The sequence below is a fragment of the Deefgea piscis genome, assembly GCF_013284055.1.
Taxonomy (GTDB): domain Bacteria; phylum Pseudomonadota; class Gammaproteobacteria; order Burkholderiales; family Chitinibacteraceae; genus Deefgea; species Deefgea piscis.
This window is the reverse complement of the sequence record NZ_CP054143.1, coordinates 3356526-3370493: the sequence shown is the minus strand read 5'-3', so window position 1 is coordinate 3370493 and position 13968 is coordinate 3356526. Positions and strand designations below refer to the sequence as shown.

The 13968-nt window shown below is 51.2% G+C and carries 18 protein-coding genes; all 18 read left to right on the top strand.

What is annotated here, in order from left to right; genetic code table 11:
* The first annotated feature begins 55 nt into the window (after nt 1-55).
* Nucleotides 56-934 (top strand): terminase gpA endonuclease subunit, encoded by an 879-nt coding sequence (locus HQN60_RS16260; RefSeq protein WP_254456646.1) that lies wholly within the window; start codon nt 56-58, stop codon nt 932-934.
* Nucleotides 927-1151: a gpW family head-tail joining protein gene (gene gpW / locus HQN60_RS15640; protein ID WP_173534539.1), complete on the top strand. Its 225-nt coding sequence runs from the start codon at nt 927-929 to the stop codon at nt 1149-1151. Before HQN60_RS16260 ends, gpW begins: the two co-directional genes overlap by 8 nt.
* Nucleotides 1152-1159: 8 nt before the next feature.
* Complete coding sequence (locus tag HQN60_RS15635; protein WP_173534538.1) at nt 1160-2728, top strand: phage portal protein; 1569 nt, start codon at nt 1160-1162, stop codon at nt 2726-2728.
* Nucleotides 2721-3323 carry a phage baseplate assembly protein V gene (locus HQN60_RS15630; protein ID WP_173534537.1) on the top strand — a complete coding sequence of 201 codons (603 nt, stop codon included), beginning with the start codon at nt 2721-2723 and terminating at the stop codon, nt 3321-3323. The genes HQN60_RS15635 and HQN60_RS15630 overlap by 8 nt, the downstream gene beginning before the upstream one ends.
* Nucleotides 3324-3542: 219 nt before the next feature.
* Nucleotides 3543-4805, top strand: coding sequence for a S49 family peptidase (locus HQN60_RS15625; protein ID WP_173534536.1), 1263 nt, complete (start codon nt 3543-3545; stop codon nt 4803-4805).
* A gap of 3 nt (nt 4806-4808) precedes the next feature.
* Complete coding sequence (locus HQN60_RS15620; protein WP_173534535.1) at nt 4809-5168, top strand: head decoration protein; 360 nt, start codon at nt 4809-4811, stop codon at nt 5166-5168.
* A 12-nt stretch (nt 5169-5180) separates the two neighbouring features.
* The gene (locus tag HQN60_RS15615; protein ID WP_173534534.1) at nt 5181-6200 is read left to right on the top strand and encodes a major capsid protein; all 1020 of its coding nucleotides are present in this window, start codon (nt 5181-5183) and stop codon (nt 6198-6200) included.
* Nucleotides 6201-6210: 10 nt separating this feature from the next.
* Nucleotides 6211-6417 carry a hypothetical protein gene (locus HQN60_RS15610; RefSeq protein ID WP_173534533.1) on the top strand — a complete coding sequence of 69 codons (207 nt, stop codon included), beginning with the start codon at nt 6211-6213 and terminating at the stop codon, nt 6415-6417.
* A complete protein-coding gene (locus HQN60_RS15605; RefSeq protein ID WP_173534532.1) occupies nt 6414-6785 on the top strand; it encodes a hypothetical protein in 372 nt (123 codons plus the stop codon). Before HQN60_RS15610 ends, HQN60_RS15605 begins: the two co-directional genes overlap by 4 nt.
* Nucleotides 6742-7281 (top strand): Gp37 family protein, encoded by a 540-nt coding sequence (locus tag HQN60_RS15600; protein ID WP_173534531.1) that lies wholly within the window; start codon nt 6742-6744, stop codon nt 7279-7281. The genes HQN60_RS15605 and HQN60_RS15600 overlap by 44 nt, the downstream gene beginning before the upstream one ends.
* Entirely contained in the window at nt 7278-7511 is a 234-nt protein-coding gene (locus tag HQN60_RS15595; RefSeq protein WP_173534530.1) for a hypothetical protein, read from the top strand. Before HQN60_RS15600 ends, HQN60_RS15595 begins: the two co-directional genes overlap by 4 nt.
* Nucleotides 7501-8919 carry a phage tail sheath subtilisin-like domain-containing protein gene (locus tag HQN60_RS15590; protein ID WP_173534529.1) on the top strand — a complete coding sequence of 473 codons (1419 nt, stop codon included), beginning with the start codon at nt 7501-7503 and terminating at the stop codon, nt 8917-8919. Before HQN60_RS15595 ends, HQN60_RS15590 begins: the two co-directional genes overlap by 11 nt.
* 12 nt (nt 8920-8931) lie before the next feature.
* Nucleotides 8932-9447 (top strand): phage major tail tube protein, encoded by a 516-nt coding sequence (locus tag HQN60_RS15585; RefSeq protein ID WP_173534528.1) that lies wholly within the window; start codon nt 8932-8934, stop codon nt 9445-9447.
* The gene (locus tag HQN60_RS15580) at nt 9448-9741 is read left to right on the top strand and encodes a hypothetical protein (protein ID WP_173534527.1); all 294 of its coding nucleotides are present in this window, start codon (nt 9448-9450) and stop codon (nt 9739-9741) included.
* Nucleotides 9742-9911: 170 nt separating this feature from the next.
* A complete protein-coding gene (locus HQN60_RS15575; RefSeq protein ID WP_173534526.1) occupies nt 9912-12167 on the top strand; it encodes a phage tail tape measure protein in 2256 nt (751 codons plus the stop codon).
* Complete coding sequence (locus HQN60_RS15570) at nt 12167-12712, top strand: phage tail protein (protein ID WP_173534525.1); 546 nt, start codon at nt 12167-12169, stop codon at nt 12710-12712. The genes HQN60_RS15575 and HQN60_RS15570 overlap by 1 nt, the downstream gene beginning before the upstream one ends.
* Nucleotides 12712-12933: a tail protein X gene (locus HQN60_RS15565; RefSeq protein ID WP_173534524.1), complete on the top strand. Its 222-nt coding sequence runs from the start codon at nt 12712-12714 to the stop codon at nt 12931-12933. Before HQN60_RS15570 ends, HQN60_RS15565 begins: the two co-directional genes overlap by 1 nt.
* Nucleotides 12921-13967, top strand: coding sequence for a phage late control D family protein (locus HQN60_RS15560; protein WP_173534523.1), 1047 nt, complete (start codon nt 12921-12923; stop codon nt 13965-13967). Before HQN60_RS15565 ends, HQN60_RS15560 begins: the two co-directional genes overlap by 13 nt.
* The last annotated feature ends 1 nt before the right edge of the window (nt 13968 follow it).

The following is a 13968-nucleotide window of genomic DNA, read 5'->3' as shown; positions in this document are numbered from 1 at the left end:
TTCATGGGAATTCAAAGACGGTAGTGAAAAGCCAGATACCCTCAAAGAGCGCGGTTTGGATTATCCGCCGATGACAGTGGCGCGTGGTGGTTTGGTGCTGACTGCCGGGGTCGATGTGCAGCATGATCGACTGGCTGTGGTGATTCGGGCATGGGGGCGTGGAGAAGAAAGCTGGCTGGTGCAATGGACTGAAATTCAAGGCAATCCGCTGGACGTTCGCACCACCGATGATGATGGCAATCCTCGGGTTACGGTATGGCAAAAATTAGAAGCCATGCTGTTTGCGCCGATTCGGCATATTGATGACTTCTATCTGAATATTTCCGCTGTTGGCATTGATAGTTCGGACGGTAATACATCCGATGTGGTGTATGACTGGGTACGAACCAATAAACGCCGCCCTGATGTGCTGGTGATGGCGGTCAAAGGTGGCGTCTCGGCTGGGTTAGAAATTTTTAGCAAACCCAGAATCAGCGTCGATACCGATTACCGAAATACCAAAGCATCAAAATATGGTTTGCGGGTATTTATTGTCGGTACCAGCAAGGCCAAAGACATATTGATTGGCTCGCACGGTCGGCTTTCACTCGAAGGCCATGGACCAGGGCGCTTTCATTTCACCAAACATGTTCGTGAAGACTACTGCGAACAATTACTTTCTGAACGAAAAATTCCTAAACGAAAAAACGGCGGGCATTACTCCGCTGAATTGGTGTGGCAAAAGCAGGCCGGCAAACGCAATGAAGCACTCGATTGTGAAGTCTACTGCTTGCATGGCGCACGTGCGCTCAAACTGCATTTAAAGTCAGAAGCAGATTGGGCCAAGCTCGAAAATCAATTGCGCCAAACGCCGCTTTTTGAAACGCAAACCAAATCGATTGCTGAGTTTATACCCTTGCAATCGGTTTCTATGATGGATGATTTTGATGACTGATTTAAGCACCTTGCGGCAACGCTTAGTCGAAGCAGAAAACGCGCGGCATAAATTGCTTACGGGTTCGCTGCGTGAACGAATTAACCGCGCTGGCACGGAAATCACCTATTCCCGCGCCGATATCGACAAACTTGAGCGCTATATCAGCACGTTGAAAGGCGAAATTGCCGTCGCCAGTGGTGGCGCAGGTCGACGCGTGATGCAGCAATACTTTTAGGATACGCCATGCAAACCGGTAGCAAACACAGCTCGCTGTCACAACAATTGCGAATGAATGCCAGCAGCCATACCGGTGCCTCGATGTCGACACCGCAAATGGCGTCGTGGTTGCCAATGGCTGGCAGCGCCGATGCGGATTTGTTACCCGAATTGGGGACTTTGGTCGCCCGTTCCCGCGACATTAGCCGCAATAACGGCATTGCCGCCTCGGGCGTACAAACCTTAGTTGATAACGTTGTTGGTATTGGTCTACGCCTATCGGCGTTACCCGATTGGAAAACGTTGGGTAAAGACGCCGCTTGGGCACTGGCTTGGCAACGTAATGTTGAAACCCTGTGGCGCGAGTGGACTAAATCGACGTTTTGCGACGCGGGTTTATCGCTTAATTTCGCGGGGCTCACCGAGCTGATGTTCCGCTCGCAATTGCTCAATGGTGATGCTATTGCATTGCCCTTGTGGCTAAAGCGCCCAGGTAGTCGATTTGCAACGACATTTCAATTGGTCGAAGCCGATCGACTGTGTAATCCAAATGGTCAGCCTGATTCGGCCACCCTGCGCGGCGGTATTGAATTTGATACCTACGGCGCACCCCAAGCATATTGGATCCGTAAAACGCATCCCGGTGATTATGTTGGAATCGCGGGTTCAGTGGCAGGTGAATGGGAGCGTATTCCGGCCAGAACCAACTGGGGGCGGCCTCGGGTTATTCATTTATTTGATAAAGATCGCGCTGGCCAAGCACGTGGCAAGCCACTGATTTCTTCGGTATTGCAGCAGTTTCGCCAGCTTGATAAGTACAACGGTGCAGAGCTCGATGCTGCGGTCATCAACGCTATGATGGCCGCTTTCATTGAAACGCCGATGGATTCTGAAGGGCTGCTAGAAATGTTTGGCGGTACTGATGGCGTCAATGATGTGATGGCAAAGCGCAATAAAAACCGCTCCAAACTGAAAAGCGGCAGCATTATCCCGCTGTATCCGGGCGAAAAAATGGCGCCATTTATGCCCGCGCGACCTGCGGCGCAATTTGAAGCCTTCACCGTTGCAGTGATGCGGCAAATCGCCGCCAGTATGGGCTTGCCGTATGAGCTGCTGCTGAAAGACTTCTCCAAAACCAATTATTCGTCAGCGCGTGCCGCCTTGCTTGAGGCGTGGCGATATTTCCGCTCGCGGCGTGAAAAACTGGCCGATTATTGGGCGCAAGTGGTTTATGAATTGTGGCTCGAAGAAGCGATTAATGCTGGCAAGGTCGAAGGGACTGATTTTTATCAGCAACGTGCCGCCTACACCCGCAGCAAATGGATTGGCCCTGGGCGTGGTTGGGTGGATCCACTCAAAGAAATTCAAGCGGCAGATGTGCGTTTGAAATCGGGGATCTCGACACTAGAAGCCGAATGCGCTGAACAAGGTAGCGACTGGGAAGAAATCCTCGAGCAGCAAGCCCGAGAAAAAGCCAAACGCGCTGAGCTAGGCTTGCCCGATCCGATGCACCCTGAGATTCCAATTGCCCTCGATGGCACGGCGACTGAAAAAGAAGCAGTGCCTGGCGTGGTTGAGGAGGCTGCCGATGTCTGAACAAGCGGGGTTATTGAAGTTTGGCAGCGTCAGTGCCGTTGAATCGCCACGTGTTCGTGTGTTGTTTGCTGATTTGGACGGCATGATTAGCGCGCCGCTGCAGGTGATTTTTGCTCGTAGCATCGGTGATCGGCATTTTGATTTGCCCAAATTGGGCGAGCCAGTCGCTTGCTTAATGGACGTGAATATGGAGTTTGGCGTGGTAATCGGTTGCGTTTATACCGATGCCAATGCGCCACCGACCAGTGACGTGAATAAGGTGGTGCGCGAGTTTGAAGACGGCGGCAAGATCGAATACGACCGCAGCAATGGCAAATACACTTTAAAAGCTATTGGCGACGTCAGCATTGATGCCGGTGGCAAAGTAGAAATTATTGCCGCTGAGTCGATTACCTTAAAAGCGCCAACGATTACGCTGGACGCACCAATGACGACAATCACTGGTGCATTGAGTTCTGGTGGGGCGGGTGGTAATGCCACATTCGGTGGTTCAGTTCAGGCTAGCGGAGATGTGAAAGCCGGTTCAATTAGTTTACAGCAGCATACCCATGGGGGTGTCTTGTCCGGAAGTAGTAATACTGCAGTACCCAAGTAAATACCCCTTCATTTTTAACCCGCCTAGATGGCGGGTTTTTTTATGGGAGTTTGATATGTCTTTTTTGTTATCCGCCATATTTGCAAATTTCTTTGATTTTTTTAGTGCGGCGCGGACTCGATCAAAGCCACGGCGGCACTGGGCCCCGTCGGGTGGTGGCTTCCGTGAAATGGCGCGGCGTGTTCGTCAAATGCAGCGAAATTTAGCGCGGTATGCCGTATGAAAACGCTGCCGCATTTAATCGGCCAGCTTTATAACACGCCGCTGATGCTGACTTTGGATAAAGCCGAAGAGCTGCACATGGCGATGAATCTGGCCTTATCGGGTGGTTTGCCCACAAAAGCAATGTCAGATGGTTTCGCACCTAGTGCTGGCCCAGCTGGCGAGCGCAAACCTTATGCGATGGCTGGTAACGGGGTCGCCATTATTCCTGTCATGGGGCCATTGCTACAGCGCGGTGGTTGGATGGATGCGCTCTGTGGCATGACCAGCTATGACCGAGTCGCCGCCTTGGTGGATTCGGCGATGCGCGATCGTGATGTGAATGCCGTACTACTCGAAGTCGATAGCCCTGGTGGCAGTGTCGCTGGCCTGTTCACTTTGACCGCGCGGCTTAAAGCCATGGGCGAACAAAAGCCGATCTGGACTTATGCCAACGAAGGCGCTTTTTCTGCTGCGTATGCGATTGCCGGTGCCACGCAGAAAATTTACCTACCGAGTACGGCGATGGTCGGTTCGATCGGTGTCATTGCGATGCACGTCGATCAAAGTCAGCGCGATAAAGCGCAGGGCCTTAGCTACACACCGATTTTTGCTGGCGATAAAAAAGCCGCTGGCAATAGCCACTCTCCGCTCGATGATGCGACGCGCGCTGATATGCAGCGCGAAGTCGGGCGGCTGTACGGCATGTTTGTTGATCACGTTGCCGAGGGGCGTCAGCTCGATCGCCAAGCTGTGATCGACACTCAAGCAGGCTTGCTCAATGCAGATGATGCAGTGACAGGCCGTTTTGCAGACGGCATCGCTTCAATCGAAGAAACGGTGCAAATGCTCTCCGATGCGGCCAAACCGCAATCTGTTGTTTTTAACCTGAAGGGAAACTCGATGTCACAACCAGAAAACACCGTTACAGCGGCGCAATTGGCGAGCGCTGAGCAAGCCGCTGCGGCCAGTGCCAAAACGGCAGAACGTAGCCGCATTTCGGCGATTTTAGATTTGCCGCAAGCCCAAGGCCGCGAAGCATTGGCGCGTAAGTTGGCCATGACCACTGATATGCCTGCCGATGCCGTAGCCGGTTTACTTGAAGTGGCTCCAGCAGCAGCCGTTACGCCAGCGACCCCTGCGGCCAATTCGGGCAAGCCTGATTTTGCTGCGGCCATGGCGGATTTGGGTAATCCAGCTGTTGGTGCCGGTGGTGGTGATGCATCTGCCGCAACGACGGCTGAAGCGATGGCCAAACAAATTTTAACTGCGGGGGTGTAAGCGATGTTTGCACAAAATAAAAGCGAAGGCGTTTTTACGCCAGACAACCTGATGGCGGGATCCGAAGACGATGTCGTCGTCGTGAAGCGCACCATTGCTGCCGGGCAAAACCTTAAGCGCGGCGCGGTGATTGGCAAAATCACTGCCAGCGGCAAATTTATTCTGTCAGCGAGCGCTGCTGCTGATGGCTCACAAGTGCCGGATGCCATTTTGCAGCAAGACGTTGATGCTACTGGTGGTGATAAAGAAGCGCTGATTTACCTGCGCGGTGATTTCAATGCCACCGCGTTGACATTGGGTGCCGGGCATACCGTAGCGTCGATTTTCGATGGCCTACGCGCTAAAAGCATTTTCATTCTTTAAGGGGTTGGGTTCATGGATATTTTTAACACCGCCGTCCTCGGCCATGTTGTTTCTGCATTGCCGATGCCAAGTAATTTTTTGTTGAGCACTTTTTTTCCGTTCGAGCAGCGTGAAACGACTGAAGAAATTCATTTCGAAGTTGAGGGTGGTCGTCGCCGTATGGCACCGTTCGTGTCGCCATTGGTAGCCGGTAAAGTGGTTAGTGATAATGGCCGCGTCGTGAACAGCTTAAAACCGGCCTACATCAAAGATAAACGCCGCTTCGATCCGTCGGCACCGCTACGCCGCGCACTGGGTGAAACCATCGGTGGTAATTACACGCCAGAACAGCGTTTACAAATCAATTTGCGCACGTCTTTGGCCGATCAAATCAAGATGGTGAATCGTCGTCTGGAATGGATGGCAAAAGAAGTGCTGCTCTACGGCAAGGTGACCATTGTTGGTGATAACTATCCCGCTGCGCTGGTCGATTTCCAACGTGATGCCGCGTTGCGCGTCGTGAAAGGTGCGGGTAGTAAATGGTCTGATGCCGGCGTGAATCCGCTCGACGATTTGCAAAATTGGGCTTTATTAGTGCTGCAAAAATCAGGTGCTTATCCTGATAAGGTGGTGCTTGATCCTGATGCGTGGAAAGTATTCCGCAACAATGCTGCAGTGAAAGAACGCTGGAATAGCCTCAATAGCAATATTGCAAAGCTCACGCCAGCTGCAGTAGGTGAAGGCGGTAAGTACATGGGCTCAATCGACGGCTTTGAGATTTATACCTACGCCGAATGGTTTGTTGATCCGATGGATGATGTTGAAAAAGCAATGTTCCCGTCTGGTTCGGTGGTGATGAGCTCATCAGCGGGTCTTGAAGGTTACCGTGCTTTTGGTGCAATTCGTGATGAAGAATCTGGCTATCAAGCTTTGCCGTATTTCTCTAAATCGTGGCTAGAAAAAGACCCATCGGTGCGCTGGTTACTGATGCAATCAGCACCGTTGATTGTGCCATATCGTGTTAACGCCAGTTTGTCGGCCTCGGTACTGTAAGGGGAAAGCCATGTGGATCAAATTGAATTGCAGCTTTACCGATAAAAACGGTGCGTATGCGCCGGGCGACATTGTTGATGCAGCCGCCGCTGATGCCAAGCAATTGCTTGAGCTTCAGTTGGCAGAAAAAGCCAGCAAGCCGTCTGAAAAGCCGCTTGAAAATCAGGGCGAAGATCAAAGCCTAGACAAAACCGGCGGTGGCGGTAGCGAGCAATGAGCTGGGCGGCAGAGCAAGCTGCCGCACTGGATGAATTAGCCGAAGCTTTTGGTGCTGAAGCTGAGTGGCTACCGTTTTCGGGCGGTAGTCCACTCAATCACTCGGTGTTATTTGACTCGGCAACGCGTGATTTTCATCTGGACGCCCATGGCGCTGGATTTGATTTATCGATTCCGGATGCCGATTTTGTTGTGACCTATCCAAATGATGCCTTTGCTGGCTTAAAAGCCAGCGTGGATGCGGGGCATTACGAAGAGCTCTCGATCTCTGTCGATGGCAAACCGCATGGCCTGTATGCTGTTCGGCAAGTTAAAGCGGTCGGTGATGGCTCAATTTATCAAGCCAAGTTATCCGCAGCGCAAGCTTGAGGTCGCCATGCTCTATGAAATCGAACAAGCATTAATCGAGAGATTGAAAGCGCAGCTGGGGCCTAGTGTTGATGTGGTGAGTAGTCAAGATGCTGTGTTGTCGCCGACTCGGCCATTAAAACGCCCCGAGGTGTTGGTCGCTTATGCCGGAGGTCCATCCAGTAAACATGGCATGGCGCTGGATTTAATTCGGCAAGAGCAACAAACCACTTGGGTGTTAATTCTACGCTGGCGGCCTCAATCGGGTGCGTCATTGGCGTTAATTGATATGGTCAAGCAAGCCATTGTTGGCTTTAAACCGCGTTTTGCGATTAAGCCATTTACGCATGTCGATGACAGTCCGCCCGATTTTGAAGATGCCTTATTTATTTACTCTCTGACTTTTTCGGCATCGATTTATTTAACCGAAACCCCCGTTCCCGATACCTCTCCCGTTCTAAAAAAAATGACGTTTGCGCGGGATGATGGGCATCAAATTACCGTGGAGAAACCATGAAAACAGCGAACTATCGCTACCAAGGGCCAGTTACGGGCTTGCATTTGGCTGAAGGCCAAGAGCTGGTCTTGATCAATGGCATGACGGTGCAATTGCCAGTAGAGCATGAGCGAGTGCAAATGCTCGCTGGCTTAGGGCATTTAACCGTCGTCGCAGAGCCTGAAAATAGCGCCGATGAGGCAAGTAAAGCACCGGTTAAAACCAGTAAAGGGGTGAATCATGCCAGCTAATTATTTACACGGGGTTGAAACCCAGCGCGTTGATCGTAGTCCACGCGCGGTCAATATTGTGAAATCGGCGGTGATTGCCTTGATTTGTACCGCGCCGATGGGGCCGGTGAATACGCCAACCTTATTGCTTAATGATAAAGATGGCGCCGCATTTGGTCCTGATTTAGCCGGCTTTAGTTGTGCTGATGCGCTGGATGCCATTTACGATCAAGGCGATGCCACCGTGGTGGTGGTGAATGTGCTGGATCCGGCCATTCATAAAACGACGATTGCAACTGAAAATTCGGTGGTCAATGCCAGCGGGCAATTTAAAACCGCTTTTCCTGATGTCATCAGCTTGGCGGTGACGGCCTCTGGCGGTACGCCTACTTATGCTGTGGGTACTGATTACACCGTTGATATGTTAACTGGGCGTTGCCAGCGCACACCAGCATCAACGATTCCAGCTAATGCCAGTTTAAAACTGGCCTATACCTATGCCGATCCGAGCAAAATCACCGCAGCCGAAATCAATGGCACGATCGATGCGCAAGGTCGACGCACAGGTTTAAAAGCACTGGCCGATTGTTATCAGTTGTTTGGTTTTGCGCCCAAGATTTTAATTGCACCTGGTTATTCCACACTGGCCACCGTCTCAACTGAATTAATCGCTATGGCCGATAAATTGGGTGGCAAAGCCTTGATTGATGCGCCGCTGGGCTTAACTGTCGCCCAGGCCATTAGTAGCCGTGGCCCCGTTGCCAATAGCAATTTTAATACCTCCAATGATGCAGCGATGTTGTGCTATCCGCATGTGAAGGTTTACGACAGTGTTACTGATACCGTGGTATTGCAGCCGCTATCAGCTCGCGCCGCTGGCGTAATGGCCGCAAAAGACGTTGAGAAAGGTTATTGGTGGAGCCCGAGTAATACCGAAATTAACGGCATTGTCGGCCTTGAGCGCAATCTCACCGCCAAAATCGACGATCCACAATCCGAAGTCAATGCCTTGAATGAAGTTGGCATTGTGACCGTGTTTAATTCATTCGGTACCGGTTATCGCTTGTGGGGCAATCGCACCGCGAATTTCCCGAGTGAATCGGGCTTGAGTACGTTTATTAGTGTGACGCGGACTCAAGATATTATTGATGAATCAATTCGCTACTTCACTTTGCAATATATCGATCGTTTGCAAAATCAAGCGCTGGTCGATGCCGTGGTGAATTCGATCAATCAACTAATCAATAAGCTGATTGGTGATGGGGCGCTGTTGGGTGGCAAGTGCTGGTATGACGTCGCGCGCAATCCCGAGACTGAATTTGCCAACGGGCATTTGACGTTTAATTACAAATTGATGCCGCCACCGCCGTTTGAGCGCGGTACGTTTGAATCTGAGCTGACCAGCGAATACGCTGCCAGCGTGAAATAGGAGTAGCGCATCGTGCAAGTGAAACAAGTAACCAATGCCAACGTCTACGTCGGTGGTAATAACTGCGTCGGTCAAGCATCGGAATGCAAACTGCCAGAAATCGTCATGAAGATGAATGAGCGCAAAGGGCTCGGCATGATTGGCACGCTGGAATTGCCCGGTGGTATCGATAAATTATCTGCCGAAATCAAGTGGAATGCTTTTTACCGCGATACGTTTTTGCAATATGCCAATCCGTATAAAGCTGTGGCGTTGCAAGTGCGCTCCAGTGTTGAAAGCTGGAATGCTGTTGAAGGGGTATTTGAAGAGCAATCTCTGGTGACGTTCTTAACCGGCACTTGCAAGAAATTCCCCCTGGGCGAACACAAGCCGCAAGACGCCAGCGAATACCCAACCGAATTTGCCGTGATGTATTTAAAGCAGGTGTGCGGCGGGGTTGATGTGATCGAAATTGATCTGATCAACAATATTTTTAAAATCGCCGGCCAGGATGTTAAGCCGGAGTTTCGTAACAATATGGGGCTTTAAATGACTGAAAAAACCAAGCAAGCAACCGATCAAGTGACTGAGCAAGTGAACAAGCAAACCGCCGATGATGGCGGTTTTTTATTGCCATCAGGCAAGCGTGCCAAGCAAATTGAACCGATGGGTAAGCACATTAAATTGGCGCGTCGAGCGCAAGCTGGCGGTGCGGATTATTTGTTTGCCATGATTGCTCAAATTACCAAAATCGATGGCAAGGGCATCGTTGCAGAAGAGCTCGATGAATTCACCGCTGTTGACGTCAATTCATTGATTGAAGTGACCTTGGGAAAGCTCTAATCAGTGATCATCCTTCGCTGCTGACCATATCGCACTTGCATGCCACGTACGGCTGGTCAGCCGCTGAGGTTGATGCGATGCCCGCTGATGAATTGGCGGCTTGTTGTGCTGAGGCCGTGGCTTATCACAACCATTTGCATCGCCAGCCAGATTAATAAAAGGGGGTTCTCATGGATATGTTACAGCTCGGCATTCAGCTCAAAGCGTTTGATCACATGTCATCGGTGATCAGTGGCGCCGCCAACAAATCGATTGGCAGTTTAGATCGATTAGAAAAAAAGTTTGATGCGGTCTCGCAAAAGCTATCTGGCGCAGGCATGGGCATGTTGGCTGACGGCGCGATTTTAACGGGCTTGATGACGAAACCAATTGCGGCATTTGCTGATGCAGAAGACGCTGCGACAGGATTAAAAGTCGCCATGATGGGCGCTGGCGGGGTTGTTGATCAAAAATTCGATGAGATTAACGCCAAAGCTTTAAAGCTGGGAACGACCTTACCGGGTACGACCGCCGACTTTCAAAACATGATGTCCACCTTGGTCAAACAAGGGATGAGCTACGACGCAATCTTGGGTGGGGTGGGTGAGTCAGCCGCTTACATGGGCGTTTTGCTTAAAAAATCGCCAGAGCAAGCGGCTGAATTTGCCGCCAAGATGCAAGATGCAACAGGGACGACTGAAAAAGACATGATGTCGCTGATGGATACCATTCAGCGCTCGGTCAATCTGGGGGTGAAAGACGACAATATGCTGGCGTTTTACGCCAAGATGGCGCCCGCCATGGATACCATGAAGCGCAAAGGCGCTGATGCCGCCAAAGAAATGGCCCCGTTCGCGGTGATGTTCGATCAGATGGGCATGCAGGGCGAAGCAGCAGGTAATGCCTTACGCAAAACCATCCAGTTGGGCCTAGACACCAAGAAAGTCGCTAAAGCCAATGCTGCGCTGGCATCGCAAGGCATTAAACTGGATTTTACTGACGGCAAGGGTGAATTTGGCGGTATGGGCAATTTAATGGCCCAGCTCGACAAAATGAAAAACCTCGATACGGTCACGCGTTTGGCCGCGTTAAAAGAAATCTTTGGTGACGATGCCGAAACCATGCAGGTGCTCGGGAAGGTGATCGAGAAAGGCGCTGGCGGTTACAACGAAGTTGTTGATAAATTGTCGCGGCAAGCCACATTGCAGCAGCGGGTGAATGCGCAGCTCGGGACGTTAAAAAATCTTTGGGATGCCGCGTCAGGTACGTTTACCAATGCATTAGCAAGCTTTGGTGAAGCGATGGCGCCTGAATTGAAATCAGCCGCTGAACTCTTTGGCACCTTATCGCAAAAGCTGGATACCTTCATCAAGCAAAACCCAATGCTCGCCAAATCGATTGGCATTGGCACTTTGGCGCTGGGCGGTTTATTGCTGGCCGGTGGTGCAGTGGCGATGACTTTGGGTTTGATTTCCAAAATGGCTGGCGGCGTGATGAAGCCCATCGCCGCGCTGGGTGGGCTGTTTGGTAAGAAAAAAGGAGCAGGTATTGCTGATGCCGCGTCGGAGTTGGCCGGCGCGGCAGTTCAGCGCGTTTTTGTCGTCAATATGCCCGGTGGCGGCGTCGGTGTGCCTGATTTGGGGCGTGGCGCAGGCGCAGCTGGAACGGCTGGTTCGGCAGGCGCCGCCAAGCCTAGTCGCTGGGGTCAAATGGCCGGCGGCGTGAGCAAGTGGGCGGGCCGTGCTGGGGCGGCAGCTGCTGTAGCTGGTTTGGCGTATGGCGCTTATGAATTATCAAATGATAAAAAAATGAGCGCCGCGCAAAAAGTAGAAAAAGCCGGTGGCATTGTGGGGGGCGCTGGTGGCGCTTGGGGTGGTGCGGTGTTGGGGGCAAAAGGCGGTGCGATGATTGGCACGCTGATTGCGCCGGGGGTTGGCACCGCGATTGGTGGGGCTTTAGGTGGTTTAATCGGTGGCTTTGTCGGCAGTAGCTTGGGACAAAAGCTCGGTGAGATGAGTGGTAAAGCATTTAATCAAGCTGAGAAACCGCGCGCCTTAAGTGCTGCCGCGCCAACTTATGCGGCTGCCGCTACTGCGCCCGTCGTACAAAGCGTCGTGCCAGCGTATGCCGCAGCATCAAGCGTACAAGCTAAAGCGGATCCGGTGATGGTTGCTAAAGCCGCGCCAATGGCGCCAACTTATGCAGCGGCAGCCAATATTGCGCCAAAGAGTCCGCCATTAAACCCAGTGGCAAACGGTAGCAGTAGCAAACCATCACAAAGCATGCAAATGACGTACAGCCCGCAGCTCACCATACAGGGCGATCCACTACCAGGAACTAAAGAAAAATTTGCCAAAATGCTGCGTGAGCATCAAACCGAAATTCAGACCATGATTGCTCGGGCCATGCAGCAACAGCAGCGTGTGAGTTATGCAGGGGGTGCTTGATGTATGCCGTATTGGGTGATGTTGAATTTCAGTTAATTACTTACTTTGACGGTTTAAAAGCCACTTCAGCGACTAACTTTGCGCAGCATGATGTGATTGAAGGCAAGCCGCGTTTGCAGTTGATGGGTGATGCACTGGATGAGGTGACGATTGAATTGTCATTTCATCACTTTTTTTGTGAGCCCGAAGTTGAGCTTAAAAAATTGCAAGAAGCCCGTTTAAAGCACGAGGCTCTGCCATTTGTTTACGGTAGTGGCGTGATTGTTGGGCGCTTTGTGATTGAGAAGATTGAGGTCACGCATCAAGAAACCGATAAGTTGGGGACGTTGCAGTCAATCTCTGCGAGTTTGTCGCTTAAAGAATTTGTTGAAGATGACCCGCTAACCGCTAAAAAAAGTAAGCAAAAAGAAAGTGCGCCAGCGCGTAAAAGCAAAAATAAGCCCGGTAAAAAGCAGCCCGTTACGGCTAAAAAGTCCAGTGCCACGCGGACCGAGACCAATCGAGACGGGGTGTCGTTTACCAAGATTGATGAGGTGCGAAATTAATGGAATTTATTGAGCATCGAAGCGCCGAGGGTGAGCGCTGGGATCATCTGGCTTGGCGCTATTACGGGGATGCGTGTTTATATCAGCCGATATTAGATGCCAATCCGCAATTGCGCATTTTGCCGGCACTGTCGGGTGGTTTGCGTGTACGCATCCCGATTTTAGATGCGGGTGATAGCGATCAAGCTGCGTTTGAGGATTTACCGCCGTGGAAGAGATAGAAAAAACATCCTCTGCAAACCAGTATGCCGGGCCGCGTCGCCCGGTTTTTTTTGTTGAGTACGATAAAAAAGACATTACTGCGTATTTAACGCCGTATCTCTTGTCGGTGACGTATGTCGACAAATTAACGGGTGAGGCTGATGAGCTTGAGTTGCGTTTAGAAGATCGCTCTGGCTTATGGCGTGGGGCATGGTATCCGCAAAAAGGGGATCAATTGCGCTTAACCATGGGCTATCAAGGCGAAACCATGCTCGACTGCGGGGTGTTTGAGGTGGACGAAATTGAGCTAGAAGGCCCGCCAGATACAGTGGTGCTAAAAGGCTTGGCAGCGGCGGTGTCTAAGGCCGTTCGGACCAAAATTAGCAAAGCATACGATGGCATGGATTTGGATACGCTAGCCAAGCAAGTCGCTGATAAGCATGGCTTGAAAAAAGTGGGCGATGTGGAGTTGATTCATTTAGGGCGTGTCACGCAAAACCAAGAAACCGATTTAGCGTTTTTAAGCCGCATCGCCAGCCAGTATGGCTATTTAGTCGCAGTGCGTGATAAACAGCTGTTTTTTAGTCAGCGCGAATCAACGATGGATAGACAAAGCGTGCTGCAAGTACATCGTCAACAAATGAAACGCTATCGGTTTACTGACAAAACCAGTGCAATTTATCGTGCGGCCACGGTGAGTTATCTCGACCCGAAAAGTAATAAATTGCTTGAATTTACTGCGCATGACAAAGCGCTGGCCAAGCAAAAACACGCTGATGTGCTCAAGCTGAATGCGCGAGCTGAAAATAAACAGCAAGCCGAAGTGATGGCACGAGCGGCGTTGAAAGAGAAAAACTTAAAGGCCACTGAGGGTGAGGTGACTTTAATCGGTGATGTGCGCACGATTGCTGGCAATTCACTCGATGTACTCGATATGGGCGTACTGGATGGGCAGTATCAGATCACGCAAAGTCGGCACACGATACAGCGCAGCGCTGGGTATGAAACGGCGGTGACTTTACAACGGCTGGGGGCGATTCAAGAAAAAGGATAAA